The sequence below is a fragment of the Vibrio rarus genome (assembly GCF_024347075.1).
GTDB lineage: Bacteria > Pseudomonadota > Gammaproteobacteria > Enterobacterales > Vibrionaceae > Vibrio > Vibrio rarus.
In genome coordinates this window covers 1,533,212-1,559,825 of record NZ_AP024900.1, presented here as the reverse complement: position 1 = coordinate 1,559,825, position 26,614 = coordinate 1,533,212, and the positions used below count along the sequence as shown (strand labels likewise).

Genomic DNA, 26,614 nt, shown 5'->3' with positions numbered 1-26,614 from the left:
TCAAACGTCGGCAATCGTACTAAATAACGGGTCATTTTAGTTTGTTAAAATACTCGATAACTGCGTTACAATTTTTGATTGTAGAATAACGACGTTAGTGTGATTGGTATAAAATGGCGACCTAGGTCGCCATTTTGTTGATGTCTCACTGAGATTAAAAGACAAAACGTGTGGTGAGCATCAGTTGATCACCGTAAAAATCGTTCAGCTTACCCTCTAAGCCAATTGAAAACAGCTCTGTTGCGTGAAAGCGGCCATAAGCACTACCAATCCAGTCGTCGTTGCTATCTATAGTCACATAACCCACGTTACCGCCCACTTCAAATTGTGGACCTAACCATTGACGCCAACCGAGATTCACTTCCATTCCCACATTATGGTTGTATTTGTGATTGTCCACGACACGCAGCAACATAGCGCCGGTAATATCAGCCCAGTTTGTTGCAGGAGCGTGGAAACCTAAACCAGCACGAAGGTTATAATCATCTTCAAATTCAGAGTCGATGGTAGCTAGGAAGTGTGCATTAGGGTGGATAGATTTGCTCACACCTGCGCCGAAGGTTAGGGGGGCCATACCGATACGAGCATCAATAAAGTCGTAGTTAAAGTTGCTCATTACCGCTGGGCTTTCAGCAAAGGTAGTGCCAGAAAAAGTCGCTGCTACTAGGAGGGTAGCACAGGCTAATTTACGCATAGTTCTTGATAACCTACTTGATATATATGTGAATCCTTGGCTTAAATGGGAACTCCCACCATCATAGTTAAATGATCCGCCTTTGGTTTTATTTTATATTAATGGAACGCTCGGGTTACCTCCACTAAAACAGAGGCTTATAACGGCTAAATTTCTGTCAATTTTAGTAAATTTGTTTATTTTGTGCGTTTATTCACCGAATTGAATGCGTTTGTCTGATACTGCTTGCAAAATGGCGTTGGTGTCCAAAAACTTTGCCCACTGCATAGGTTGAGATTCACACTCAATAACGTAGCCAGTTAAGTGGGTTTTGATTACCTCAATAAGGGTGGCTTTCTGCCACGGTTTAGCAATATAGAAATCAAGACAATGGTGGTTAATGGCATGAATGGTGTCATTGAGATCCGCTTGTCCGGTGAGCAGGATTTTCTTGCTGTTGCGCGTTAATTCTTCGTTATGTAACTCAATCAGGTATTCGACCCCAGTTTCATCGGGCATGATGTGGTCACATAAAATCAACGCCAGAGGGGTGTTCTCGGCTTGATACTCACCGATGACCTCGCGCGCCTCAGCGATCGATTCCGCCGCTTCAATATCACAAAATTCAGAAAAAACACTGAGATCGCGTATGACGCTGTCCAATACATCTCTTTCATCATCGACACATAAAATAAAAAGTTTATCCATGGGCTTCCTCTTTTTTAAGCTGTTGGTGGACTGTGGGGGTAAAAAGGTAAATGAACGATCATCTGCGTTCCGTCATTAATAACGGAATCAGCGCGAATAGTGCCATTATGCTGGTGGACGATTTGGCGACATATAGACAGTCCTATGCCCAGACCAAAGTCCCCTTGTTTTTTGGTGGTGTAGTTGAGTTCAAAAATGCGTTCTAGTTGCTGAGGTTCAATGCCACAACCGTTATCTTTAAAGCGGATCTCTAAGCCGTGGCTATCTGCGAGAAGTTGAGTATGAATGGTCAGTTGCCCGTTAACGGTGTTACTGGATAAGTCTATGGCGTCCAAGGCGTTACTGACGAGGTTTGTCCAAACTTGCTGCAGAGCAATAGGGCGGCAGTATGTAGGGGGAAGATCGTGGTAATCCCGTTCCACATGAATGTGTTTTAAGCGATTTTCAAAAATGACCAGCGTATCTTCAATGCCTTCGTGGATATCCACCAACTGAATAGACTCTTGATCGGAACGAGCATAGCTCTTTAGACTTTTTACCATGTCAGCAATTCTTTGTGAGCAGACATTAATAGAGCGTAGGGTTGTTCCTGCGGTGTAGTAGTGATTGAGTTCTTGCAATAGTAGTGTTGGGTTTGGTTGCTGGCTTAGTATATCGATATGACGGTCAAGGCCCATTTGTACCACGCTTTTAGCTTGTTGCTTATTGGACAGTTTATAAACAATGGCTTTACTTTTTTCTCGTAATAGACGAGTGGGTATGGGATTGGAACGCAAGGCTCTGTCTAGCACCTCTTTACCTAATTGTTTGCTAATGGAATGAAACTGCTCAGTGTCTTGGCTCATTTGCTCAATGAGGGTATCTGAACTGCGCAAAATAGCCGAAATGGGATTGTTTAACTCATGCGCTACACCTGCGACGAGTTGGCCTAATAGCACCATTCTTTCGTTTTCTACCAGTTGAGTTTGCGCCGCTTCTAATGATTCAAAGGTATGTTGCAATTGCAGTTTGGTGTCGATACTGCGTTGCAATCGCCGGTTAAAATGGCGCAGCAATAGGTTAGTAAATAGTGGTAATAGGCTAGTGTTGGAATGCATGACCTCGGTGAAGGTTTCTTTATCCAGTTTAATGACATGTGTTGCACTTAAAGTGATAGCCGTGGAAAATGACGGCTCTCCTGTGACAAATGACATACCGCCAATAATGCCTCCTTTCCCGTGGCGTACCACTTCGCGACGGGTGCCGTGCTCGTCTTGTTTATACAGCGCCACTTCCCCTTGAGTGATAAACCACAAAAATTGATTGGCGGTGCCTTCATTGGTTAATAAATGATTGGCGGAATATTGCCTTATGGCATTGCTGGCATCGTTTTTTGAAAAGAAATCATCTAAGGCGTTACATACTTTTTCCGAAAGCTCATCGTCACTGATGGAGTGGTAATCGCGAATAAAATCACTGCGGTATGCATGAATGCGTTTATCTATGTGCGCTCGAATGATTTTTTGACTGTCTAACACCGAGCCGTAGGCAAGCCAATCCACCTTAGCTTGACTGAGAATAAATTCAGTGAGCTCTTTTTTGACGATGTCATAGGTGTGTTCAAATTGCAAAGGGGGGGTAAAGCAATGGTCTAGGCGTCCCTCATTAATAGTAATAAGTACGCTTTCTAATTGCGAAGGATCACAGGTAAGGATTTTTCGACAACAGCTATAATGTGGTTCTAATTCCACTAACAGTTGTGAGGCGCTATTATTGATGGATTGCGCAGCAATGACTAACGCAAGCTCATTATGCTGTTGTCGAATAGTATCAAGGTGTGCGTATGCCTCTGTGATGGTTTGAGCCGTGAACAGTTTAAATTTGCGCTCAAATGGCTTGAGAGCACGCTCAAACAGAGCGAGATTGTGTGGCTGGTCTTCGATACAAAGAACACAATATTGAGTCATAATACGCCCAGAATTTTATTGTAATGTAGCAATCTTATGCAACTGTAACTGAGAGCCGGTTAAAATAACCGCGATCTAAAGAAAAGTAATATAGAAAATTCTGATTTATCTCAATTATATCTGTATAAAGAGAGCAACTCACAGGTAATGAAGTAATCAACAATATGAAAAAATTAAAATTACTCGCCGCAGCAGGTGGCGCAGTCGCTCTGGTAGCCATTTGGCCATTAGCCGTAGGACAGATCGGACAAACCATAGTTACCGATGGTGTGAAAAATATTCATAACCAAGACGTGACAGTGTCTCTAGAAGAGTATCACCGAGGCTATCTCACTTCTGAAGCAAAAACCTTAGTCACAGTGACGGATCCTCAGGCGCTAGCGCAGTTAAACACCTTGGGCCTGCCAACAGAATATGAATTTGTGCACGTGATTCACCACGGTATTGTGAGCTTAAACAGCGACAGCTATTATGCACAAAACCCCGAGCTTAAACTGAATACAAAAACTCAGCTTAACGGCAATACCGAGTTTTCAACGGATATCGCTAAGCAGCAATTTAAATTCGAGGGCAGTGAACCTTTTACCGCAGTGTTGAACTCACTGTCTATTAGTGGCTCTATCACCGTATTAGGCCAGTTAGATTACACCATGAACATGCCTTCTCTAGAGATTGATTACCAAAACGGCGCGGTTGTGCACTTTGATGGTTTATCGAGTAATGGTAATGGCAAATTTGAGCAAGATTTTTGGATGGGTCAACAAAAACTAGCATTAGATGGTTTTGTGGTGAATGACCATGATGGCAATAACGTATTCGAGTTGAGTGGTTTAACCTATCAGTTTGAAACCACGCAAGATGAAGCGGCGCAAACGCTGCAAGCGGATTATGCACTGGCACTAAAAGAGTTTAAGAATCACGATGGTGAAGCTGCCAATCTTGACCTGAAATTTACGGCAGGCGGTTTGGATAAAACGGCCTTTTTAGCATTAACGCAAATGTATCAAAACAGCCCAGTATGGACAGAGCAAGATACCGCAAAAGCCATTCCAAATATTAATGCACTATTGGAGAAAGGCTTTTCTGTGTCGCTAAATCACTTTAGTGTGGATGTGGATGAAGGTCACTTTAAGTCTGATTGGCACATGAGCTTGCCGTCGGCTAAGGATAACGCTATTGATAATCCAATGCATTTAGTGGATGTTATGCAAGGTGATATGAATGCGTTTGTGTCAAGTGATCTGGTGATGGCTTATCCGTTCATCCAGCAAAACTTAGATGAACTACTCATTATGGAAGTGGCTAAGCAAACCGATGACGGCTACAGCATGTCGTTACAAATGCAAGATGGCAAAATAAAATTTGCTAACGGCAAAGAAATGCCACTGATTTCATTGTTAATGCCAATGATGATGCCAAAAGCGCACTAATAACAACACAGTTGTTGACACTCAGAGCCATAGTTTTGCCCCTAAAGCAGACTATGGCTTTTTATATTGCGTAGGCACTTAAATCTTGTTTCAAGCTGGGGTATAGTCATTTAACTCATTGATTAAATCATTTGCGGTAAGGAAACGAAATGAACCCCATTTATAATTTTAGTGCAGGACCTGCAGGCTTACCAAAAGCTGTGATGGCTGTAGCTCAAAAAGAATTTATCAATTGGAACTGTATGGGACGCTCGGTGATGGAGATCAGTCACCGAAGTAAAGAGTTTATAGAAGTTGCACAGTGTGCAGAGCGAAACCTACGTGAGTTACTCAACGTACCTGACAATTATAAAGTGTTGTTTTGCCAGGGTGGGGCACGAGCACAATTTGCCGCTCTCCCTATGAACTTGTTAGGTAAGTCTAGCAAGGCATGTTATGTGGATGGTGGCTACTGGGCACACAGTGCCATTGAAGAAGCGCGTAAATATTGTACCGTGCAGGTGATTGATGCTAAAACCACCGTTGATGGCAAGGCTGCCACCACTGCTGCCAGCACTTGGCAGATTGATGAGGATGCAGCTTATGTGCATTATTGTCCAAACGAAACCATCGACGGCATCGAAATCAATGATCTACCGGTAACGGATAAGCCTATTGTGGCTGACATGTCTTCTACGATTTTATCTCGACAAATCGATGTCAGCAAATTTGGTGTAATTTATGCGGGCGCACAAAAAAATGTGGGCCCTGCTGGCATCACTCTTGTTATTGTACGTGACGATCTGTTGGACTTAGCCACTGACGCACTGCCAAGCACTTTAAGCTACAAATTGCTGGATGCGAAGGACTCTATGTACAACACACCACCGACCTATGCATGGTATTTATCGGGTTTAGTATTTAAGTGGCTAAAATCCATTGGTGGCGTAGTAGAAATTGAAAAACGCAACCGCAATAAAGCCGCTGCACTGTACCAAGCCATTGATGAATTGCCGTTCTATAAAAATGATGTGCATGTGGATAACCGTTCTTTGATGAACGTTCCTTTCCAATTGGCTAAACCTGAGCTCGATGGCCTATTTTTACAACAAGCTGAAGAAAAAGGCTTAGTGGCACTTAAAGGACACAGAGCGGTAGGTGGTATGCGCGCCTCTATCTATAATGCGATGCCAGAAGAAGGGGTAGCAGCCTTAGTTCAATTCATGCATGACTTTGCTGAGCAACATAGCGATAGTTAAGACGAGCAAATCGTTCTCTAAACCGCCGCTGGATCTCATCGGCGGTTTTTTTAATACCAATCACACTAAGTAAGTGATCAGAAATAGCGCAGGAAAAATGCTCGAAAACAAGGCAGCATTTTTCGATAAGTCGTTATTCTACAATCAAAAATTCTAACGCAGTTATCGAGTATTTTAACAAGCTAGAATGACCCGTTATTTAGTACGATTGGTATAAAATATCGCTATGCATCATTTGCAGTAAGAGTTTGTTCAAGTCTTTGTTGTAAAAAGAGTTTTAATGCTTTTACCAAGCGGCTAAATTGGCTTCTATCAGTCAGTACCATATACAAGGGAGCGTACTCACCGCGCCACTGCGCCGCCAAGGTGATTAAACGCCCTTGTTTAATATCCTCATACACATCAATCCGCGACTTATAGGCTACCCCATAGCCTTGTACGGCCCAATATCTCACCATATGACCATCACTGCTTCTTCGGTTACCACTGACTTTGGCGATGTGCTGCTCATTGGAGTCGTGATTGACAAATTGCCAACGGTTGTGAAGTTTATTATTTAGGGCAAAGCACAAACAATTATGCTGTTTGAGATCGTCAGGATGCTCAATTGCAGGGTGCGCCTTGAGGTACTCAGGAGAGGCGCAAAGAATACGATAATTGTCTTTATACAAAGGCACCGCAACCATATTAGAATCTTCAGGCTCACCAATTCGCAACGCGACATCAATGTTCTGCTCATAAAGATCGGTATAACTGTCGCTTAAATGAACGTTTATCGTCACTTGGGGATTGAGGGTAAGAAACTCATCAATGAGCGGCATGATAATGCCACGCCCGGTATCAGACGGCATGGAAAGGGTGAGGTTACCCGATAACTGTTGATGTTTTTCTGACAGTTCATCGATACCTTGCTCAACAATAAGCATGGCTTGCTGACAGCGGGGCAGAAACAGTTGACCTTGCGAGGAAAGGCGCAGTTTTCGCGTAGAACGAATAAACAGGGGGACACCTAATTCGACTTCCAAGCGCTGAATCGTACGACTGATCGCCGCAGGGGTTTGATCTAGGCTACGTGCGGCCGCAGAAAGACTGCCTAATTTGGCCGTTTCGAGAAAAACCTTAATATCATGTAAAGATTTCATTATTAACTTTTTGTTAAAAGTGTTTAAAGCTAGCTTAGTTTTTAAAATCTACAGCGTCAATTAAACTGATGCATACTTTGTGGGAAAAATCTAGGAGAGAACATGAAAGCGGTGGCATATCAAGCCAACTTACCTATAGAAGAAGCATTGTCATTACAAGACATTGAGTTAGAAAAGCCCACGGTTACAGGGCGTGATGTATTAGTGAATGTGCAGGCCATTTCAGTTAACCCTGTGGATACGAAAATTCGTGCCAATGTAGCGGCAACTAAGGGATACAAAGTGATTGGCTGGGATGCGGTAGGCATAGTGCAAGAAGTGGGAGAGCAAGTGTCGCTATTTAAAGTCGGTGATAGGGTGTGGTATGCCGGAGATTTGAACCGCTCTGGTAGTAATGCAGAATATCAACGGGTGGATGAGCGCATTGTCAGCAAAGCGCCAGTATCACTTAACTCAGCTCAAGCTGCCGCCTTGCCACTGACCACGTTGACCGCGTGGGAGATGTTATTTGACCGGTTAAAAGTGGAGACACAAAGTAAAAAAACCTTGTTGATCATTGGCGCAGCGGGTGGCGTAGGCTCCATTATGGTGCAATTAGCCAAACAGCTAACGCAACTGCATGTCATCGCCACGGCCTCGCGCCCAGCGTCGGTACATTGGTTAAAGCAACTGGGAGCCGATCAAGTGATTGACCATCACGCCAGTATGAGTGAGCAACTGGGCATGTGTGATTGTATTGATTATGTGGTGAGTTTGAATAACACCGAGCAACACATGCCAGAGGTGATGAAACTCATTAAGCCACAAGGGCAGTTTGGATTAATTGATGATCCTAGCTCGTTTGATATACGCGCCTTAAAAGCCAAAAGCATCTCTTTGCATTGGGAGTTTATGTATACTCGCTCCATGTTTGAAACCGAAGATATGCAAGCGCAGCACCTTATATTACAGGAAGTGGCGTCGATGATTGATGCAGGACAAATTCAAACGACATTAGGCGAGGTGGTCGGGGCCATTAATGCCACCAATTTGAAGCGTGCTCATGCTTTACTAGAGTCGCAAAAAGCCCGGGGTAAATTGGTCCTAGAGGGCTTTTCAGACCAATCACATTCGTAAGCAAAGAGATGTTGGTATAAAAAGCCCCTGCATGGGATACCTGCAGGGGCTTAAAATGACGAGATTATAAAGATTGATGCAATTGGTAATAGCGACCTTGTTGCTTGAGTAGCGCTGAGTGTTGTCCTTGCTCAACTAACTTCCCTTGCTCAAGTACCACAATGTTGTCCATGTGTGCTAATCCAACTAAGCGGTGAGTAACAAAAATCACGGTTTTATTTTGATAGTGTTGCTCCAATAGTGCCATTATCTGTGACTCAGTGGAACGATCTAATCCTTCAGTGGGCTCATCAAGGAGCAGGATAGGTGCATTGTGTAACACCCCTCTTGCAATGCCTATGCGGCGCTTTTCACCACCTGACAATTGACGACCACCATCACCTAGCCATTGGTTAAGCCCTTGCTCATTCATTAACTCCCCTAGACCAACATTGACGAGGGTTGCAGCTAACTCACTATCATCGGCATTGGGTTTGGCAATGAGTAAGTTGTCGCGTAAGGTTCCGTTAAGAATGTCCACCCGTTGACTGACTACAGAAATAAGCTGGCGCAGTTCTGTTTCACAAAAAGTGTTCAGTGGTTGACCGGCAATAGAGATTTGTCCCTGTTGTACATCCCAATAGCGAGTGAGTAATTGCAATAAGGTGGATTTACCACTGCCTGTTTTACCTAAAATGGCCACTTTGCTACGACGGGCTATGTTCAAGGTCATATTATCAACGGCTAAAGGGGCATTATTGTCAGCACTATAGGCGAAGGAAACCTCTTGAAATTGAATGTCACACCCTTGATTATTGGCAAAAACAGGGCTGTGGGTGTGCGCGGGAAATTGCACGTCCGCTTCTGCGCCTATCACTTCATTAAGACGTCGCGCTGAGGCTAATGTTTGGCCTAAGTATTGGAAAGCGCCTGCGATGGGCATCAGCAACTCAACACTGGCTAGAGCGGCAAAAACCACTAAAGCAATTAATGGGCTAGGGCCTGATGCACCAATACCATCTGCCGATAACCAAAGAATAAGAATAAGAGTGAAGCCGTTTGCCAGTAACAGTAGTGCATTGGCAAGACCGGTAATATGGGCGTTAATGGCTTGGTTAGTCATGAGTGCCATTTGCGCTTGGTCTATTTTTTGACGATAGCGTTTTTCTGCACCAAATAACAATAATTCGCTATGACCTTCAATCCAATCTAGAGCGTAAATGCGTAAATCGGCACGGTTTTGCGTGAGTCGTTGCCCGTTGCCTTTGCCCAGTTTATAGAAAAGCACAGGCCAAATAATCACCAGCGCCATTAAAATTGCCCCTAAGGTGAGGCCGATATCGTAATCAAACCACATTAAAAAGGCACTTAGGCAAGTGATGCCTAATACACTTAAAATAACGGGACTAATGAGGCGTAGATACACATGGTCCATCGCCGATACGTCAGCGACTAAGCGGTTGAGCAGATCCGCATCTCTTAATACACCCACTCGACCCGGAATAAGCGGGGTCAGCTTTTCATAAAAGTAGACTCGTAGATCAGTGAGAAGTTTAAACGTCGCATTATGTGATACGACACGCTCTCCCCAACGTCCCGCAGTACGTCCCATGGCTAAGCCACGCACGCCGCCACCGGGCAACATATAGTTAAATGTTTCTCGAGCAATAGTCAGGCCAGCAACCGCGGCCGCGGATAAAAACCACCCGGACAGCGTAAGTAAACCGATGGAGGCAAATAGCGTTAAAAAGCCTAAGATCATGCCAAGAGAGAGACCAAACCAGTGCTTTTTATACAATTTGAGATAGGGGAGTAACTCACGCATCGATATCGCCTCCTAAAGAGTGTTGCTGATGTAACATGGCCTTGAATGTCCCTTGGTGTTGCAAGTCAGCAAAGTGTCCTTGTTGAGTCAGTTGGCCATTTTCCAGAACTAATATCTGGTCCATTTCCTGCAAATGTTTCAATTGATGGGTCACCATAAGGGCTGTTTTGCCCGTTAATGCACTGTGTAGACTTTGATTAATTAACGATTCACTGCGAGCATCAAGGCTGGCGGTGGGTTCATCAAGTAACCAAAATTGCCCCTCTTGCAGCAGGGCACGGGCGAGTGCGATACGTTGTGCTTGACCCACAGACAGGCCTCCTGAGCGATCGGATATTTGATGGTCTAAGCCAAGCTTTTGAATAAATTCATCGGCGTGTGCCTGTTTGGTTTTATCCAGCAATTGCTGCTCTGTCACTGGTTTATTTGCCAAATTCAAGTTATCGGCAATGGTGCCATGCACCAACAAGGGGTTTTGTCCAACCCAACTCACCATAGAGTGATAACTATCAAGATCGGCTTTAGCGAGTTCAACGCCATTGACGGTTAAACTCCCTTGATAGGGAAGAAACCCTAGCAATGCATTGACTAAAGAGGTTTTACCCGCACCACTGGGACCGACAAGGGCGGTTTTCTGGTTATTTTGTAAGGTAAAGCTGATAGGGCCCACCAATACTTTTCCTTCGGTACTGGTCACTACAAGGTCTGTGGCTTGTATAACGCAATGGCTCTTTTTAGTGATGACTTGACGGTCAGTTGTGTGTTCACTTTCTTCGACATTAAGAAAGTCCACAATACTTTCCGCCGCCCCTATGGCTTGTTGTTTAGCATGATAATAGGTGCCTAAATCCCTCAGCGGTTGATAGAATTCAGGGGCCAAAATTAAGATAAACAAACCAGTAAATAAAGTGACAGTTGATCCATAGTGACCAAAGTTTAGCTCTCCAATAAAGGTAAAGCCAAAATACACCGCGGTTAATGCAATTGAGATAGAGGTGAAAAACTCAAGTACCGCAGAAGAAAGGAATGCAATTTTTAGTACGCTCATAGTGCGTTCTCTAAAGACCTCGGAGGCGGCATGCAATTGCTCTTTTTCATCACGGGTTCTATCGAACAGACGAATGGTTGTCATGGCTTGCAATCGGTCGTAAAAATGGCCTGATAGACGTTGCAACGCCTTGAAGTTTTTGCGGTTAGCATCGGCTGCACGCTTGCCAACTAATGCCATAAAAAATGGAATTAAAGGGGCTGTGAGTAAGAATATTAAGCCACTGATCCAGTTTAATGGAAAAACCACCACTAAAATCATCAATGGAACTAAGGCGGAGAGGGCCATTTGTGGCAGGTATTTGGCGAAGAAGTCTTGCATTTCCTCCACCTGTTCTATGAGCAGGGTTCCCCAAGCGCCCGCCGTTTTGCCTTTGATATGTGCAGGCCCAAGGCGTTGCATCTTATCAATAATTAAACCCCGAATATAAACGCGAATTTGCTCACCGCTGCGATACCCAGCAATTTCTCGTCCCCAAGCCAGTAAACTGCGTAATGCCACACTCACGGCTAAGCCAATAAAGTAAGGGATTAATGCAGATTTATCGGTGTGCTCAATGATCAAGCTATGCAAAATTTGCGCAATCAGCGAGGCTTGAATGATAAGCACCACTGCCGAAGCAATGCCAGCGACCACAGTGAGTGTCAGCCATCGTTTTGCCAGTTTACTTTGCTGTTTAAGCCATCGGCTTAATTCGCTTTGGGTTTTCTTATCCATGAGTATGATTTAAATGAGAATAGTTTAGATCTAGAGAGTATATCGAAAAACGTCCACAGATGTAGGCTGCGGACGATAAGATTTCAATATGAGAGGGTAAAATGTGCTTTAAGCGTCTATTTCGTCGAGATAACGTTCAGCATCTAGCGCTGCCATACAACCGGTTCCTGCAGAAGTAATGGCCTGTCTATAATGATTATCCATAACGTCACCGGCGGCAAAGACGCCAGGTATGCTGGTTTGTGTCGCATTCCCATTGAGACCTGAGTTCACCACGATATAGTCATGATTCATGGTCAATTGGTCTTTAAAAATCTGTGTATTAGGTTGGTGGCCAATAGCAATAAAGGCGCCCATCACGTCGATTTGTTGTGTGGCATCGGATTGGGTATCTTTCACACGCACTCCGGTTACGCCCATTTCATCACCGAGCACTTCCTCTAAAACGCGGTCAGTGTGCAGCACGATATGCCCAGATGCCACTTTATCCATAAGACGTTTCACTAATATTTTTTCTGCGCGGAAAGAGTCACGGCGGTGAATTAGGTGCACTTTAGCAGCGATATTGGATAGATAAAGGGCTTCTTCTACCGCTGTGTTACCCCCACCGACAACCGCTACCTGTTGATTTCTATAAAAGAAACCATCACAAGTTGCACATGCCGATACGCCACGCCCTTTAAAGGCTTCTTCTGACTCAAGGCCAATGTATTTTGCGGAAGCGCCAGTCGCTATGATTAAGGCGTCACAAGTAAATTGTTGGCTATCACCAAATAGGCGGTACGGTTTTTGGCTAAGATCGACTTTATTGATATGGTCAAAAATGATTTCAGTGTCAAATTTTTCTGCATGAGCTTGCATGCGTTCCATCAATGCAGGACCGGTGAGATCAGTGGCGTCACCTGGCCAGTTTTCCACTTCTGTGGTGGTGGTTAATTGTCCACCCTGTTGCATTCCTGTGACGATCACCGGATTGAGATTGGCGCGGGCTGCATAAATGGCCGCTGTGTATCCTGCGGGACCTGAGCCTAGGATAAGTAGTTTACAGTGCTTAACATTACTCATATCAATTTGACCTTTTATAATTGTGCCTCGATTGTAAGTAATTCAGGCGTTGAATAGAAGATGGTGCTTAACGGTATATTGGTTCGAAACGGAAAAACTCAAGCATAGAGCACATATTTGTTTGTTTACTTGGGTTCATGGTGTTGATTTTGAAGGTTGTTTGGAATAAATCGAGGCATTATTGGGCCGTAATCATAAACAGGCAACATCTGTAAAATAGGTTGTTGTGGGCCAAGAAACTTGGGTTGGGTGTTCATGATATACAAATCTAACATGGCTTTAATGCGGGCAAACACCTCTCTGAGTCGAACGTTAAACCAAGAACGGGGGGTAGGTGAAGGCACCCCTAAGCAGGTGGCATCGGCTTGGTAGTAATTAGCAATGAACAAGGCGCGATCACAATGGAAGGTTTGAGTGACGATAGTAAAGTCATCCAGATTAAAAATTTGCTTTGCTCTGACGATGGAGTCTAAGGTGCGAAATCCTGCGTAATCGAGGAAGATCAGCTCTTCTGGGATCCCCGCTGCCAGTAAATCGCGCTTCATCGTCCACGGTTCATTATAGGAGCGGTGCGCGTTATCCCCACTTAATAAAAAGCCACGGACTTTATGCTGTTTATACAGTTCGATAGCCGCATCTATACGGTACGTATAATATGGGTTGCGCGTGCGCCCTATATACTTACTCGTGCCCAAAATAACCGCAATGTCGCGGGTCGGTGTTGACTCAACATCTTGGTAAATTCGCCCTTGTGCTTGATAGCTCATCCAAAAATCCACACTGGATAAAGTCAATATCAAAGAGAGAATGATACCGCTAATGAGCAATACAAAGATTTGAATGAGGCGCAACAGTTTGCGCCAAAATGAAGTTTGGGTCCAATATTGGCGCAATTTCGAGCAAACAGAATGCTTCACTAAAAAGCGGTACGCTTATAGCGACGATAAACAGGTTGCCAAAAGTGATTGTCGATAGCCTCTTTAATGGCTTGATCGGTAATCTCTAAGGCGACGCCTTGTTTTATCGCTTGCTTAGCCACAGCAAAAGCAATTTTCTTTGATACGGAATGAATTTCTTCCAAAGGTGGCAGTAATGCCCCTTTGCCATTCATCCCTAATGGGGAGCATTGTGCAAGAGCGCGACTGGACTCCATTAACATTTGATCGGTAATACGTGAAGCGGAAACCGCCAATACACCCAGACCAATACCAGGGAAAATGTAGCTGTTGTTGCATTGGGCAATGTCTATTTGTTTGCCATTCATCATCACAGGGTCAAATGGACTGCCTGTAGCAACTAATGCTTGGCCTTGCGTCCATTGCAAAATATCTTTTGGCACGGCTTCTACGCGACTGGTAGGGTTAGACAACGGGAAGATAATAGGGCGTGGGCAATGCTTATGCATGGTTTCGATAACTTGCTGGCTAAAAATACCAGGAGCCCCAGAGACGCCGATCATCACTGTCGGTTTGGCATTTTCCATTACATCGAGTAAGGCGTAGTCTTGCCCTTGTGCTGGCCAATCTTCAAGATTGTGTGCGTGTTGCGCTAACGGTTTTTGGAAGTCCAACAAGTTTTGCATTCCTTGTTGTAATAGACCCCAGCGATCCACCATATAGATGCGAGCGCGTGCTTCATCTTCAGCTAGGCCTTCCGCCTGCATTTGTGCAACGATAGCTTCGGCAATCCCACAACCTGCAGAACCGGCACCAACAAAGGTGACGCGCTGTTCTGATAACTTACTGCCCGCAGCGTAACAAGCCGCCATAAGTGAGCCAACGGTGACTGCAGCCGTTCCTTGGATATCATCATTAAAACAGCAGATGCGGTTTTTATATCTTTGTAAAAGAGGCATGGCATTCTTTTGTGCAAAGTCTTCAAATTGCACCAGTGCTTCTGGCCAGCGACGTTGAACCGCTTGGATGAACTCTTCAACAAACTCATCGTATTCCGCCCCGGTAATTCGGGGGTGACGCCAACCCATATACATAGGATCGGCCAAACGTTGCGGGTTATTGGTTCCCACATCTAACACTATAGGTAAGGTGTAGGCTGGGCTGATACCGCCACAGGCAGTATAAAGAGACAGTTTCCCAATAGGGATACCCATGCCGCCTATGCCTTGGTCGCCTAAACCAAGAATACGTTCGCCATCGGTCACTACAATCACTTTTACGTTGTGCGTGGAGGCGTTGTTAAGCAAATCGTCGATGCGATCTCTATTTGAGTAAGAGATAAATAAACCGCGTCCGCGACGATAAATATTGGAGAATTTCTCACAGGCCGCACCCACTGTAGGGGTATAGATTATCGGCATCATCTCGGAGATGTGGTTTTGTACAAGACGGTAGAATAAAGTTTCGTTGGTGTCTTGAATGTTGCGCAAATAGATGTGTCTGTCTAGGTCATTATCAAAATGTTGATACTGTTGATAGGCACGTTCTACTTGTTCGGCGATGGTTTCAGTCGTCTCAGGGAGTAAGCCATCTAGGTTAAAGTGTGATCGTTCAGAGGCGGTAAATGCGCTGCCTTTATTTAGGAGAGGTGTACTTAAAAGTGCGGGCCCTGCGTGTGGGATATACAGTGGTCTTTTGTCGTTTTTCATTGTTTAACCTAGTTGAGAGAGACTGAGGGTGTTGGCGTAGGGCATTGTAAAGTATCCCCTTTACAAATTGAACGATGTAAATGTCATTTTTTTCACAATGTAGCCTTTATTTTATATAAGGTAGCGATATTGTTAATGAAACTGTTAGCAATTGGTTTCATATATACCTTTTGGTCATGTAAGCACTGCGTAGTGGAACGTTATTGCATACAGGGTTGTTATAAGGGGGATAACGGTGAATGATAGAGATTAAAATACCAGCAAGTTGATTATACCAATCGTACTAAATAATGGGTCATTCTAGCTTGTTAAAATACTCGATAACTGCGTTAGAATTTTTGATTGTAGGATAACTACTTATCGAAAAATTCTACCTTGTTTTTGAGCATTTTTCCTGCGCTATTTCTGAATACTTACTTAGTGTGATTGGCATTACTTTTAATATCTAATCGGTGCATATGATGAACGCAACTGCAGAGCAAACTGATATTATTCGATTTGATTACACCCAGTTCTTAGGGGTCAGTAGTCGAGGTCATCGTTGGCGTTTTGTCGACGTCATTTATAGTATTGCCCCTATTTTTGCTACCCTTTGGCAACAAGAGTTGACAGAGGCAAGAAGCGCTGAGCAGATCCTCTGGGAGAGCGCATTAGATCAGCTTTCTTCAACGCATAGCGATGAAAAAAATTTGCTCAAACTGCTCAAACTTGCCAAGTCGCAACATATCAAGCGGCTGGAAGTCTCTTTGCCTTACGTATTGGAAGCTGAGCAGATCGCAACAATTGTGGATGGTATAGAGGTTGAGGTGCTCGGCACTCACGATGAACTGTGGACAGTAACCTTGTGATTCGTCACACCTCAAACTCTTAGTTAACCCAGTCCTTTAGAGTGAAGGTTAACGTATGTTCGGCACTTTTCAGCTCTAGGCTTTGCTGAGTTAACGTCACTGTATTCCATAGAGACAGTGCTTTAGCGTAAGTCATTTCTGTGCTCATGACCTCTTCTGGGCACATTTTCATTGTCATGCCCATTTGCTCAATACGAAAACTGCCTTGTTTAAGCTCTCCTTGGCCGAAGAAATTATTGCACCCTGCATTGCCATTGGTAGTCATATTTTCACCCACTTCTAAGGTCGGGGCCTTAAAGTTTGGTTGGGTAACAATAGCCTCACCATCTATGTGTGTCAGTTGCCAGTGATGATGCTTAAGTGCTTGCTCATTTACGGCAAGGGTACTCATTTGCCCTTCGGCTTTTGCCGACATAGCTTGTTTATTCTGCTCGTGATCCCCATGACTCGAACACGCTGAAACCAGTAATGCGATAGAAATGACAGTAAGTTTTTTATACATGTTATGACCTAGCAAGTTAGTAAATAATCAACTAAGTGTATATCAAAGCAAGGGGAACTTGTCATGAATAAGTTAATGATTGCATGGCAATCAATTGAATATTTAACGCCTTTGATAAATACTGTGGGTATCAAGGTAGCCAGACCAAGGGGGAAGGGTGGAGCAGTTAGACTTTTTTGATGTACCTAGCCCCTGCATTGGTGTGTGCAGTTCCGATGAAAGAGGGTACTGCAAGGGATGCATGCGCAATCGAGAAGAGCGTTTTGCATGGCAAAAACTGTCCAGCGTACAAAAAAAACATGTGATACGTTTGTGCCGTCAGCGTTATCGTCGCCAGGTGGCAAAAAATGCGCCTACTGATGGTCGTACAAAGCCGAGTGATAATGACACCAGCACTCAAGGTGAGCTTTTTTAAGGGATGGCGAGAGATAAGGGTTAAGAAAGGCGAAAGCCCGATTGTTGGTAGTAATCTTATCTGTATAGTATTGATTTATATGAATTTCATGTATTTAGAGCTGGTGGTTAAGCTCTAATTGACCTAAAAAACGGTTAAAAAGGCCAATGAAATAGTCAAATAAAATCAATAGATTAGCAACTTAGTTCTACTGTGTTAGTCCACCCTAAAGTGGGCTTGAAATCGATTCGTTGAATCATTTTACGCTTCGGGAATCCTTTTCGTTAATTGCTGCGCAAATACAATGTCACTGAAAAATCGTGCATATAAAGGCCGAAAGGACAAATTTAATCGGCCTTTAAAAGAGTGGCTCCCATTAGTGTTATCTCGTGTGAAGAAAGAAGAACGGCTTTCCAAAGACGTTTATCGAAATTTGGAGAGGGACTGTTACCGCCTTGATGAGTTCATGGGGCGGTTGCCAACCAAATCGATCAAGTTTTAGCACATCAATGAGTTCCTTTCGAGATACTATTCAGAGTTAACAAACGACGTTTAAGACGGACTCCCAACGCTGGGCGGTTTCAGTTTAAAGATATGCATCAGTGTTTATGGCATAATGTCTTGAGTGTGGTGGTAGCGTTGCTCGCCACTTAACGCGGCGTTAGCGTCACGAGGATTGCTATACTTAAAGTGATAGAATAGTATCACTTTAGTATTTCACTTGGAGCAGTACTCATGAAAGTTGAACTTGTCACATCCTTGAAACGTCAGGCTACAAAAATCTTATCGGATCTTCATCATAGTAAAGAGCCAGTGTTGATTACCGAGCATGGTAAGCCATCAGCTTATCTAGTTGATGTTGATGACTATGAGTCTATGCAGAATCGTCTTTCTATCCTTGAAGGTATCGCTAGAGGTGAACGTGCAATCGCTGATGGTAAGATTATTTCTCATAGTGAAGCGAAAGATAAGATGTCAAAATGGCTGAAATAATCTGGACAGCTCCTGCCTTATCAGATCTAAATGACATTGCTGAATACATAGCGTTAGAAAATATGGTTGCGGCTAAACTGTTAGTTAAATCAGTTTTTGACAAAGTGGATCGTTTAGAAATGTTCCCTGAATCGGGACGTATTCCACCCGAACTTGACTATTTAAACTACCGTGAAGTTGTTGCTAGCCCTTGCCGTGTTTTCTACAAACAAGGCAATGACAAGGTTTACATTTTGTATGTGATGCGAGAAGAACGAGATCTACGTAAATTTTTGCTGAGTAAACAGTAGGCAAAAATGAGCGGCTAGCAAACATTTAAGAGTGACTCCAAACGCGAGCCGTTTTCGCTTCGTTCAAGTATGGCACACTTGTTTGTCGCATCTTAACACGCGTTAGTTTACCAATTAGGTTCAGCACCCTAACTGTAATTTTTAGGGCGTGGATATTATTTCAAATGATTCTGAGGTAGCTGCGATTGACCAAGAACAGCAACGATCAGAATAAAGCCGTCTTCTTTGGTAAAGTAGGCAGTGTGCTTGCCAACAGGGAAGTAGAAGCCGCTTGGGTACAACTCATCACAGCTTCTACCAACTGCTGGATTGTCAGCAAGCATTTGAAAAGCAGTAAGTAGGTTGTCTCTGTAGCTACTCCATTGTAATTCGGAAAAGTTTGTAACTGTGTAGCTTTTAATTTTACGCAAATGGCTTTGCGCCAATTTACTTAGCTTATATTTATTCGTTCGCATACGTTAGGCTACAGGCTCTTCAAGAATGTTTCGCCATCAACTGTATTACCTTGTGCTAGGTCGACTTTTGCAGCCTCAAAGCAATGTTTAATGTAATCAGCTTTCATTGCTTCAAGTTCTTCGTAGTCTTGAATGGACATTACAACGACCGCATCTTTGCTGTTTTTACTAATTTTAACAGGTTCTCGTTGAGCCCTTAGAAGTAGTTCGCCAAAATTACGTTTAGCGTCATTTGCTGTTAATGTATGCATTTTAAAGCTCCAAACTTGAGTTATCAGTAAGAGTATAATTGTTTGCACGAAATGTTCAATTTAATTAAATCGTGCGATTTGTGCGAAAATCAAACTGGCACAGTGTTTAAGGCAGATTCGTAACGCTTGGCATTTTGGGTTTACTTTGAATTTAGTGTTTACGGCACAATGGTTTAAGTTAGGTGGTCGGCGTTGCTCACTACTTAACGCAGTGTTAACTGTATAGGAGGTTTCGTGAATCGAGATAAGCTGTTTCCATTCTATGAAAAGATGTATTTTCACGAAATGGAAACTAGGGAAAAATTGTTTACGCGAGTACAGATTAACTTCGCACTAATCTTTACTGGTTTCTCAATCGTTAGCTATATGCTCAGAATGTTAGACTTTTCTGTCTATAGAGAAGCAGCAATAGCGTTTGTAGTATTAGCAGTTTTAAGTATTGCTTTATCTGCTATTGGAGTTTGGCACTTAATTTCAGCTTTTTGGGGAAATGAGTACAAAGGGGTTCCGAGTCCCAAGGAAACGGATGGATACCGAGTAGAAGTACAGCAGTATGTTGTTTCAATTAATCAATACAATGAAGATTACCCAGAAAATAAACAGCCTGTAGTAGACGTTGACGAAATGGTGTCGCAATTTATCTATGAGCAGTTAAGAGACTGCTCAAGTCACAACACAGATATAAATGATACCCGTTTTGCACGTATTCATAATTCAGTGCGTTGGTTACTAATCGCTTCTGTCCCTTTTCTCTTAGCGAGTGTTTTATTTGTAACTTTTGACCTTGATACTTCGTCTCCACGAAAAGAGACACTAATATATAATCGTTCTTTGGTAGACAAACTAGAGAATATAGATAGTAATATTGCAAATGCAGTACTACACAATCAAAACATGCTGGAGGTACAGCAGTTATGCCTAAAAAACCAGGAACAGGTGCTCCACCACCTCCACCAAGCGCTCCAACAGCGCCAAAACCACGAAGAATTATTGAAAACGGTCAACCACCTAAAAAAATGTGAGGATCTTATGACTGATAAAAAAGCAACTCCACCACCGCCGCCACCTCCACCACAAAAGCCGATAACAAGATCAGTTATGGACGAAGCTCCACCAAAAAAGTCGAGCTAAAATACAGTTAACAAAGCATTTAAGAGTGACTCCCAACGCTTGGCATTTTCAGCTTTAGTGTTTACGGCATAATGGTTTAGGTAGGGTGGTAGGCGTTGCTCACCACTTAACGTGGCGTTATCGCGCAGGGTAAAAATGGACAGAATCGTAGAATTAATTCAGCAAGATCCGATAAGAATTGAAGCCCTTGAATGTGTATCACAGTTGAATCTGCCTCAGTGCTACATAGCTGCGGGATTTGTTCGGAATATGGTTTGGGATGCGCTACATGAGTTTAAATTATCGACTTTGTTGAATGATGTTGATGTGATTTACTTTGACCCTACAGAAAGCGATCCTGACGCTTATTTGGAATATGAAGCGCAGTTAAAAGGTTGTATGCCTCAACTAAATTGGCAGGTTCGGAATCAAGTGAAAATGCATGAACGTAATAGCGATGAACCTTATCAAAGCTCAGTGGACGCAATGAGTTATTGGCCGGAAAAAGAGACTGCGGTAGCAATCCGTAAAACTAGGTTGGGTCATTATGAATGTGTTGCGGCTTTTGGGTTTGAGTCTTTGTTTAGCTGTTGTGTCACACATAACCCTAAAAGGTCACGAGAGACGTTTGAAAGTCGTGTAAATTCAAAAGGATGGTTAGTTAGGTGGTCATCGTTGAGAATTACGCCATAACAAAGCATTCAAAATGCATCAATGTTAATGCTGGATTTAGAACGCTGACTAAAAACTAGGCACTCATGCGGTTGCCCTGTTATGTTGTGGTCTGTGGCGATGTGTGATGTAGTATATAAACTTCAAAGCTTGGTTGATTTATATGCTGATGCGTCAGCTAAAGAGATATTGGATGAGCTAACTGATCAACAAGTAGAAGTAGCAAGTCCAAACTCTCCTGCATGGGAAGTTCAGCTGATTGATGATGTAAACAATAAAACAAACCTGATCACTGTTAGAAAAACGACTGTATAAGTCCACCCTTAATCCACCCAAGCAAGACTGGATAAAGTGGGGAAGAGGAAAGTTGATTATTTTCAGTGTTGCGCGAGATTTACGACGTTTTTGAGGGCTCAATAACGGCGAAAGCCCGATTGTTGGTAGCAATCGGGCTTTCTAATTTTTAAGAAACTTGAGTTGGTAAGACTTAAGTTCTTTATTTATGCAAAAGGATGGAGATTATCCAATCTTATTCCTTGGTAGGGAATTAGATACGGATGAAGTCCATGTGTTCAACTTTAGGCTTGAACGCGTGACGTTGAACGTCTTGTGGCTTAACCTTAACTTCTGCGCCATCAATCACAAGAGTGATTGTTTCGTAGAATTCTGGTTTGTCCATTTGGTTGATCACGTCAGAGTGAACTAGCGCGATAGATACTGGCGCTGCTTCACCACCGTAAACGATTGCTGGGAATTGGCCAGCGTGACGTAGGCGGCGGCTCGCACCCTTACCTAGTTCAGTACGTACTACTGCTTCAATTTTCATAGTATTTACTCTCAAATTAGTAAAATAAAAAGATTTTCATCAACTACTTAGCGACCTGTTGGTTGATGACGTTCGTTTCATAACGAGAAATCGTTAAAACGAGCGCGGATACTATCATTCTACGTAACGATGAGCAATAGCAATGTGTGCCATTTTTGTATTTGCATGGCTCATCATTCATAGGCTGAACTCATTATCGAAAATTACATCCCGTAATTTCCAAAATCGACCGTCTTTTCTTGCAATGACAAACTTAGGTAAACGAAATCTGTGTTGCTGGCGAACCACTTTAGTGGGCGATATACCCTCAAACCCATGATGCTTATCGGCTAAATGCAGTTTAACAAAACGCGCTTGGAAACTCTTCTTCTGAGCGGGAGTATTGAGATAAAATTGAATAGAGACTTTATTGCCACTTGCTCCTAAATAGGAAACCTTGAGGTAATTGTTGCCTTTACTGTCTTTAGCTACCACAAATTCAAGGTCAGTACATTCAAAAACAAGGGCATCTTTTAAGTTTAATGCTTCTTTTAACTTTTTATCAGGGTCAACCAATACCGCGTCACATTCATGGCAAATGCGCGCTGCGATATCGTTATCAGCGCCACATTCTCGGCAGTACTTGGCTTTAAATCGATAATCACAATGCTCACGCTCGCCGTCATCATCTTCTAGATACCCTTGACACTTGCGACCATAATGCTCAATCACAAAACCATTTTCTGCCGTTTTCCCCCAGAAATTATTGTTGAATCCGCAAGCAGGGCAGGGAATGGTCACAATTTCGCTATCAGAATCCGGTTGTGGGGTTCCCACCTCAGGCTGGTAAAGATCGTAACAGTTACCTGCGTATTCAAGCACTAAGCATTCGCTTTTTCCTTCACACAAGCGCAGTCCTCGGCCAATAATTTGTTGATATAGGCTGATGGATTCTGTTGGGCGTAAAATGGCAATCAGATCCACATGGGGGGCATCAAATCCGGTGGTGAGTACCGAGACATTCACTAAATATTTAATCTTTTGCTGTTTAAACTCATTAATAATGCGGTCTCGTTCGCTAGTGTGTGTGTCTCCGATAACGATGGCCGCTTCCCCTTGCGGTAGCAGCGCGTGTACTTCCTCGGCGTGCTTTACTGTGGCGGCAAAAATCATAATCCCTTTGCGGTTTTTACTCAAAGTCACAATCTGATTAAGAATTTGCGGGGTGGCTCGTTTGGATTTTTCGATAACCAAGTCCATATCGGACTCTCGGTAACGGCCCATATGGGTAGGCGAGATTTCAGAAAAATCGTAACTGAATAAGGGCGCGTCAATAATTTTTGCGTGAGTGAGAAACTGTTGGTCAAGTAAGTAACGAATGGGCAATTCAAAGACACAATCGCGAAAGAAGCGGGGCTGTTGAGAGCGTACTTGCCCACGAGTGTGATATTGATAAATCCAACCAAGCCCAAGGCGATAAGGGGTGGCCGTCAATCCCAAAATCTTTAGCTTAGGGTTGAGGGACATTAAATGGCTGATGACTTTTTGATAGCTGCTATTTTTGTCTTCAGGAACGCGATGACACTCATCGATAACCAATAAAGAGAAAGGCTCATTAAAAGCATCTAGATTACGAGCCACCGACTGCACTGAGGCAAAGACCACTTGTTGTTGCGTTTCTTTGCGCCCCAGTCCTGCTGCAAATATCGCCCCTTTTAGATCATAGCTTTCGTATTTAGCATGATTTTGTTCAACTAACTCTTTTACATGGGCCATAACCAGTACTTTGCCGCGGGCTAATCTAGCCAGTTCGGCAATGACTAAGCTTTTACCTGCACCTGTGGGCAATACGATGACGGCAGGTTCACTGCGTTTTCTAAAGTAGTGGATAACCGCTTTAACAGAATCAGCTTGGTATGGCCTGAGTGTGTACATTCGCTGGACAATTTCCTAAAAAAGTTAATTTTTGCTAAGGCAAAACAGGTATACTACCTAACTTCCTTAAAAAGGAATATCCCCACCCAGTAGCACATTCTCTGTTTATTGACGTTAAAACCAGCAGTTGAGTTGGTGGCTATGGGATAAGGGCTATTTCAATCAACAATAACTCCTAGGTAAAGATGCGTTTAGATAAGTATTTGTGTGATGGTTTAGGTATCAGTCGCAGAGAGGCAACTAAGCTTCTAAAAAGCGGCGATGTGACTCTTGATGATGCTGTAGTGAAATCCGGCTCTGTGAAAGTAAAAGAAGGACAAACGGTAGAGTGGCAAGAGCGTCCTATTGTACTGCGTGGTCCTCGTTATTTAATGATGAACAAGCCTGAAGGTGTGGTGTGCTCTCACGAAGATGGGTTTAATCACACCGTATTTGTGCTTATTGATGAAGTGCGTTTAGATGATTTGCACTTTGCCGGTCGTCTTGATGTGGATACCACAGGGTTATTACTCATTACTGATGACGGTCAGTGGTCCCATCGTATTACCTCACCAAAGCATAAGTGCGCTAAGACTTATCGCGTGTGGCTGGCCGACCCGGTACAAGATAATTATCAAACAGAGATAGAGACAGGTATTTTATTGCGTAATGAACGTGAACCTACGTTACCTGCTCAGTTAGAAGTGATTACAGAAAAAGAAGTGTTATTAACCATACATGAAGGTAAATACCATCAAGTTAAACGCATGTTCGCCGCATTAGGCAACAAAGTGGTCGGTTTGCATCGAGAGCGTATTGGTGAGATTGAACTGGATGCGGATCTAGAGCTAGGGGAATATCGCGATCTGACAGAGCAAGAAATTAACTCTATATTTCAAAAGTAACCCGCGCCAACTGATTAGGAAGCCACCATTATGACGAAACCTTCAGCCGTTCAGCTGAGTTTCACTATGTTTGTTCTGCTGGGGGCGATCTCCGCGTTGACCCCACTAGCTATCGACATGTATTTGCCTGCCATGCCCGCCATAGCCAACGACTTTGGGGTGAAGCCAGGTGATGTGCAAGTTACCTTAACCATTTATACTCTTGGCTTTGCTATAGGTCAGCTATTTTACGGACCGTTAGCCGATAGTATAGGCCGAAAGCCGGTGCTACTTGGTGGTGTCGCGTTGTTTATGCTGGGAGCGATAGGGTGCACGTTTACGACGTCTGTAGACGTATTGGTTTGGGTGAGGTTACTGCAAGGCTTTGCTGGTGCGGCCGCCGCTGTAGTGATTCAGGCTGTAGTACGAGATATGTTTGAAGCGGAAGATTTCGCTCGTACCATGTCATTTATCACGTTAGTGATGACGGTTGCCCCCCTCGTTGCTCCTTTAATCGGTGGTTATGTCTCTGTTTTGGCTGGTTGGCGTGCGGTATTTGCGTTATTGGCTCTGTTTGCCCTAGTGATGCTGATGGCCATCTATTTTAAAATACCCGAAACATTAGCGATACAAAATAGGCAGCCTTTTCATTTACGCACCTCGCTCAGAAACTACGTAAAATTGCTGGTTAATCGTCAGGCCATGGGGTTGATCTTATGTGGCGCTTTTTCGTTTTCAGGCATGTTTGTTTTTTTGACCGCAGGTTCCTTTGTTTATATTGATATATATGGCGTTGCCCCCCAAGACTTTGGCTATTTATTTGGCTTAAATATCTTAACATTAGTGATTTTTACCACTTTAAATGGCAAAGTCGTTAAGAAATATGGCTCACCGAAAATGATTCTTTTTGGCCTGAGTTTGCAGCTGATCGCTGGGGTAGGACTGTTTCTATGTTGGATAGGCGATCTTGGTCTGGTATTCATTGTGCCCTGCGTCATGCTATATGTAGGCACCATATCCACAATAGGCAGTAATAGCATGGCTTTACTGCTCAATAACCACCCAAATATGGCGGGCACCACCTCATCCATTGCTGGCACTTTGCGCTTTGGTTTGGCCTCGTTAATGGGGTTTATTGTGGCGAGCCTTCCTGGGGATAAAAGTTGGCCCATGTTAACCTTAATGGGGCTGTGTGCGGTGTTATCCATCACCATGTATAAAGTATTTGGAGAATCTAAAAAGTGCTAACTGGTACAGAAAAAAGTAAACAAACGCCACCTCATAGCGAACAAAATAAAGCAGGACAAAGCTATGCCGAGCAAATGCTTGCACTGGTAGATACGGCATTACAAGAGATCCAACAAGAACATCAATTAGGTAAGCTTGCGGATACGCCGGTCAGTAATACTAACTTTTTGCTACGTTGGATAACAAAGAGCATCAAGGAAAAGCGTTTTTCAAGTTTAATGGCCAAAGATTTATTAGCTTGGCAAAAATTGGGTCGTAGCCAAGGCAGTAAAACGGCGCTGTATGCACGTTTTCACACTTTATCGCAGTTTTACTCACTATTTTTTACCAAAGATCAACCCATTGCGCCGCTATTAGATACACACATTGAACAAATAATGGATGATATGGAAGCGTTGGGTTGGAGCGTATCGAATGAGTATGATTTAACGGGGTCGGCGAAAAGCCAAGTGTTTACTGATGGCGAAAGCTCGTTTGTATTGTGTGCAAAACAGTGTGAGTCTTGTTTTGACGGTGGCAGTAATGGCGGTGCAGGCGAGGCATTGGTTCGCCCAATGAGTTTTTATGTACGGGGCAATCACCAACAGTTTATTCATCAAGCATTAAAGTGTGGCTTAATTTTACATAAGCAGACCGACTATAAATCGAAAGTGAAATATCACGGTGAGTATCTCGTCTACCCAAGCAATTTAGGCCCGATACTTGCGGAGATCCCCATTGGGTTCACTGCCGCTGAGTTTATATAAAATTCAGTAT

At 43.4% G+C, this 26,614-nt stretch carries 27 protein-coding genes and 1 pseudogene; 14 read left to right on the top strand and 14 right to left on the bottom strand.

Annotated features, from left to right (window positions below; genetic code table 11):
• Positions 1 to 154 precede the first annotated feature (154 nt).
• The 3 genes from OCU56_RS07260 to OCU56_RS07250 form a co-directional block, all read right to left on the bottom strand.
• A complete protein-coding gene (locus OCU56_RS07260; RefSeq protein ID WP_261872567.1) occupies positions 155 to 694 on the bottom strand; it encodes a hypothetical protein in 540 nt (179 codons plus the stop codon).
• A gap of 189 nt (positions 695 to 883) precedes the next feature.
• Positions 884 to 1,381 carry a response regulator gene (locus OCU56_RS07255; RefSeq protein WP_261872566.1) on the bottom strand — a complete coding sequence of 166 codons (498 nt, stop codon included), beginning with the start codon at positions 1,379 to 1,381 and terminating at the stop codon, positions 884 to 886.
• 14 nt (positions 1,382 to 1,395) lie between these two features.
• Complete coding sequence (locus OCU56_RS07250) at positions 1,396 to 3,327, bottom strand: ATP-binding protein (RefSeq protein WP_261872565.1); 1,932 nt, start codon at positions 3,325 to 3,327, stop codon at positions 1,396 to 1,398.
• Positions 3,328 to 3,491: 164 nt separating this feature from the next.
• On the opposite strand from OCU56_RS07250, the gene OCU56_RS07245 reads away from it, so the two are divergent.
• Positions 3,492 to 4,757, top strand: coding sequence for a YdgA family protein (locus tag OCU56_RS07245; RefSeq protein ID WP_261872564.1), 1,266 nt, complete (start codon positions 3,492 to 3,494; stop codon positions 4,755 to 4,757).
• A gap of 149 nt (positions 4,758 to 4,906) precedes the next feature.
• Complete coding sequence (serC, locus tag OCU56_RS07240; protein ID WP_261872563.1) at positions 4,907 to 5,995, top strand: 3-phosphoserine/phosphohydroxythreonine transaminase; 1,089 nt, start codon at positions 4,907 to 4,909, stop codon at positions 5,993 to 5,995.
• Positions 5,996 to 6,219: 224 nt separating this feature from the next.
• Here the strand turns inward: serC and OCU56_RS07235 are convergent, their stop codons facing one another.
• Positions 6,220 to 7,137: a LysR family transcriptional regulator gene (locus tag OCU56_RS07235; protein WP_261872562.1), complete on the bottom strand. Its 918-nt coding sequence runs from the start codon at positions 7,135 to 7,137 to the stop codon at positions 6,220 to 6,222.
• A 102-nt stretch (positions 7,138 to 7,239) separates the two neighbouring features.
• Between OCU56_RS07235 and OCU56_RS07230 the strand changes: the two genes are divergently transcribed.
• Positions 7,240 to 8,253 (top strand): zinc-binding alcohol dehydrogenase family protein, encoded by a 1,014-nt coding sequence (locus tag OCU56_RS07230; protein WP_261872561.1) that lies wholly within the window; start codon positions 7,240 to 7,242, stop codon positions 8,251 to 8,253.
• A 64-nt stretch (positions 8,254 to 8,317) separates the two neighbouring features.
• On the opposite strand, the gene cydC is transcribed toward OCU56_RS07230, so the two are convergent.
• The 5 genes from cydC to OCU56_RS07205 form a co-directional block, all read right to left on the bottom strand.
• The gene (gene cydC, locus OCU56_RS07225; protein ID WP_261872560.1) at positions 8,318 to 10,057 is read right to left on the bottom strand and encodes a heme ABC transporter ATP-binding protein/permease CydC; all 1,740 of its coding nucleotides are present in this window, start codon (positions 10,055 to 10,057) and stop codon (positions 8,318 to 8,320) included.
• Positions 10,050 to 11,822, bottom strand: coding sequence for a heme ABC transporter permease/ATP-binding protein CydD (gene cydD / locus OCU56_RS07220; protein ID WP_261872559.1), 1,773 nt, complete (start codon positions 11,820 to 11,822; stop codon positions 10,050 to 10,052). Before cydD ends, cydC begins: the two co-directional genes overlap by 8 nt.
• A gap of 108 nt (positions 11,823 to 11,930) precedes the next feature.
• Complete coding sequence (gene trxB / locus OCU56_RS07215) at positions 11,931 to 12,887, bottom strand: thioredoxin-disulfide reductase (RefSeq protein ID WP_261872558.1); 957 nt, start codon at positions 12,885 to 12,887, stop codon at positions 11,931 to 11,933.
• A 125-nt stretch (positions 12,888 to 13,012) separates the two neighbouring features.
• Entirely contained in the window at positions 13,013 to 13,654 is a 642-nt protein-coding gene (locus OCU56_RS07210) for a SanA/YdcF family protein (RefSeq protein WP_261872557.1), read from the bottom strand.
• A 149-nt stretch (positions 13,655 to 13,803) separates the two neighbouring features.
• Positions 13,804 to 15,492, bottom strand: coding sequence for an NAD-dependent malic enzyme (locus OCU56_RS07205; RefSeq protein ID WP_261872556.1), 1,689 nt, complete (start codon positions 15,490 to 15,492; stop codon positions 13,804 to 13,806).
• Between the two features lie 458 nt (positions 15,493 to 15,950).
• Here OCU56_RS07205 and OCU56_RS07200 point away from each other — a divergent pair, with 458 nt between their 5' ends.
• A complete protein-coding gene (locus tag OCU56_RS07200; RefSeq protein ID WP_261872555.1) occupies positions 15,951 to 16,340 on the top strand; it encodes a hypothetical protein in 390 nt (129 codons plus the stop codon).
• A 19-nt stretch (positions 16,341 to 16,359) separates the two neighbouring features.
• Here the strand turns inward: OCU56_RS07200 and OCU56_RS07195 are convergent, their stop codons facing one another.
• The gene (locus OCU56_RS07195; protein WP_261872554.1) at positions 16,360 to 16,842 is read right to left on the bottom strand and encodes an META domain-containing protein; all 483 of its coding nucleotides are present in this window, start codon (positions 16,840 to 16,842) and stop codon (positions 16,360 to 16,362) included.
• 157 nt (positions 16,843 to 16,999) lie between these two features.
• On the opposite strand from OCU56_RS07195, the gene OCU56_RS07190 reads away from it, so the two are divergent.
• The 4 genes and pseudogenes from OCU56_RS07190 (at position 17,000) to OCU56_RS07180 (ending at position 18,519) form a co-directional block, all read left to right on the top strand.
• Positions 17,000 to 17,257, top strand: a complete 258-nt coding sequence (locus OCU56_RS07190) for a DUF1289 domain-containing protein (protein ID WP_261872553.1) — start codon at positions 17,000 to 17,002, stop codon at positions 17,255 to 17,257.
• 307 nt (positions 17,258 to 17,564) lie between these two features.
• Positions 17,565 to 17,735 (top strand): annotated as a pseudogene (locus OCU56_RS17465) (integrase); the annotation flags it as partial.
• A gap of 236 nt (positions 17,736 to 17,971) precedes the next feature.
• Positions 17,972 to 18,229: a type II toxin-antitoxin system Phd/YefM family antitoxin gene (locus tag OCU56_RS07185; RefSeq protein ID WP_261872552.1), complete on the top strand. Its 258-nt coding sequence runs from the start codon at positions 17,972 to 17,974 to the stop codon at positions 18,227 to 18,229.
• Positions 18,217 to 18,519: a type II toxin-antitoxin system RelE/ParE family toxin gene (locus OCU56_RS07180; protein ID WP_261872551.1), complete on the top strand. Its 303-nt coding sequence runs from the start codon at positions 18,217 to 18,219 to the stop codon at positions 18,517 to 18,519. The genes OCU56_RS07185 and OCU56_RS07180 overlap by 13 nt, the downstream gene beginning before the upstream one ends.
• 155 nt (positions 18,520 to 18,674) lie before the next feature.
• Here OCU56_RS07180 and OCU56_RS07175 read toward each other — a convergent pair whose 3' ends face one another.
• A complete protein-coding gene (locus tag OCU56_RS07175) occupies positions 18,675 to 18,974 on the bottom strand; it encodes a type II toxin-antitoxin system RelE/ParE family toxin (RefSeq protein ID WP_261872550.1) in 300 nt (99 codons plus the stop codon).
• An 8-nt stretch (positions 18,975 to 18,982) separates the two neighbouring features.
• A complete protein-coding gene (locus tag OCU56_RS07170) occupies positions 18,983 to 19,225 on the bottom strand; it encodes a type II toxin-antitoxin system Phd/YefM family antitoxin (protein ID WP_261872549.1) in 243 nt (80 codons plus the stop codon).
• A gap of 234 nt (positions 19,226 to 19,459) precedes the next feature.
• Between OCU56_RS07170 and OCU56_RS07165 the strand changes: the two genes are divergently transcribed.
• The 3 genes from OCU56_RS07165 to OCU56_RS07155 all read left to right on the top strand — a co-directional run bounded on the left by OCU56_RS07165 (position 19,460) and on the right by OCU56_RS07155 (position 21,322).
• Complete coding sequence (locus OCU56_RS07165; protein ID WP_261872548.1) at positions 19,460 to 20,356, top strand: hypothetical protein; 897 nt, start codon at positions 19,460 to 19,462, stop codon at positions 20,354 to 20,356.
• A 135-nt stretch (positions 20,357 to 20,491) separates the two neighbouring features.
• Complete coding sequence (locus OCU56_RS07160) at positions 20,492 to 21,028, top strand: nucleotidyltransferase family protein (protein WP_261872547.1); 537 nt, start codon at positions 20,492 to 20,494, stop codon at positions 21,026 to 21,028.
• Between the two features lie 99 nt (positions 21,029 to 21,127).
• Positions 21,128 to 21,322, top strand: a complete 195-nt coding sequence (locus OCU56_RS07155; RefSeq protein ID WP_261872546.1) for a hypothetical protein — start codon at positions 21,128 to 21,130, stop codon at positions 21,320 to 21,322.
• Positions 21,323 to 21,554: 232 nt separating this feature from the next.
• On the opposite strand, the gene rplY is transcribed toward OCU56_RS07155, so the two are convergent.
• Together rplY and OCU56_RS07145 are read right to left on the bottom strand one after the other, a co-directional pair.
• The gene (gene rplY, locus OCU56_RS07150; protein ID WP_261872545.1) at positions 21,555 to 21,833 is read right to left on the bottom strand and encodes a 50S ribosomal protein L25; all 279 of its coding nucleotides are present in this window, start codon (positions 21,831 to 21,833) and stop codon (positions 21,555 to 21,557) included.
• Positions 21,834 to 22,010: 177 nt separating this feature from the next.
• Positions 22,011 to 23,747 carry a DEAD/DEAH box helicase gene (locus OCU56_RS07145; RefSeq protein WP_261872544.1) on the bottom strand — a complete coding sequence of 579 codons (1,737 nt, stop codon included), beginning with the start codon at positions 23,745 to 23,747 and terminating at the stop codon, positions 22,011 to 22,013.
• Between the two features lie 185 nt (positions 23,748 to 23,932).
• Here OCU56_RS07145 and rsuA point away from each other — a divergent pair, with 185 nt between their 5' ends.
• The 3 genes from rsuA (at position 23,933) to OCU56_RS07130 (ending at position 26,604) form a co-directional block, all read left to right on the top strand.
• Positions 23,933 to 24,631: a 16S rRNA pseudouridine(516) synthase RsuA gene (gene rsuA, locus OCU56_RS07140; RefSeq protein WP_261872543.1), complete on the top strand. Its 699-nt coding sequence runs from the start codon at positions 23,933 to 23,935 to the stop codon at positions 24,629 to 24,631.
• 30 nt (positions 24,632 to 24,661) lie between these two features.
• On the top strand, positions 24,662 to 25,858 hold the full coding sequence (locus OCU56_RS07135) for a Bcr/CflA family multidrug efflux MFS transporter (protein WP_261872542.1): 1,197 nt from the start codon (positions 24,662 to 24,664) through the stop codon (positions 25,856 to 25,858).
• 74 nt (positions 25,859 to 25,932) lie between these two features.
• On the top strand, positions 25,933 to 26,604 hold the full coding sequence (locus tag OCU56_RS07130) for a DUF2913 family protein (protein WP_390904864.1): 672 nt from the start codon (positions 25,933 to 25,935) through the stop codon (positions 26,602 to 26,604).
• Positions 26,605 to 26,614: the final 10 nt, after the last annotated feature.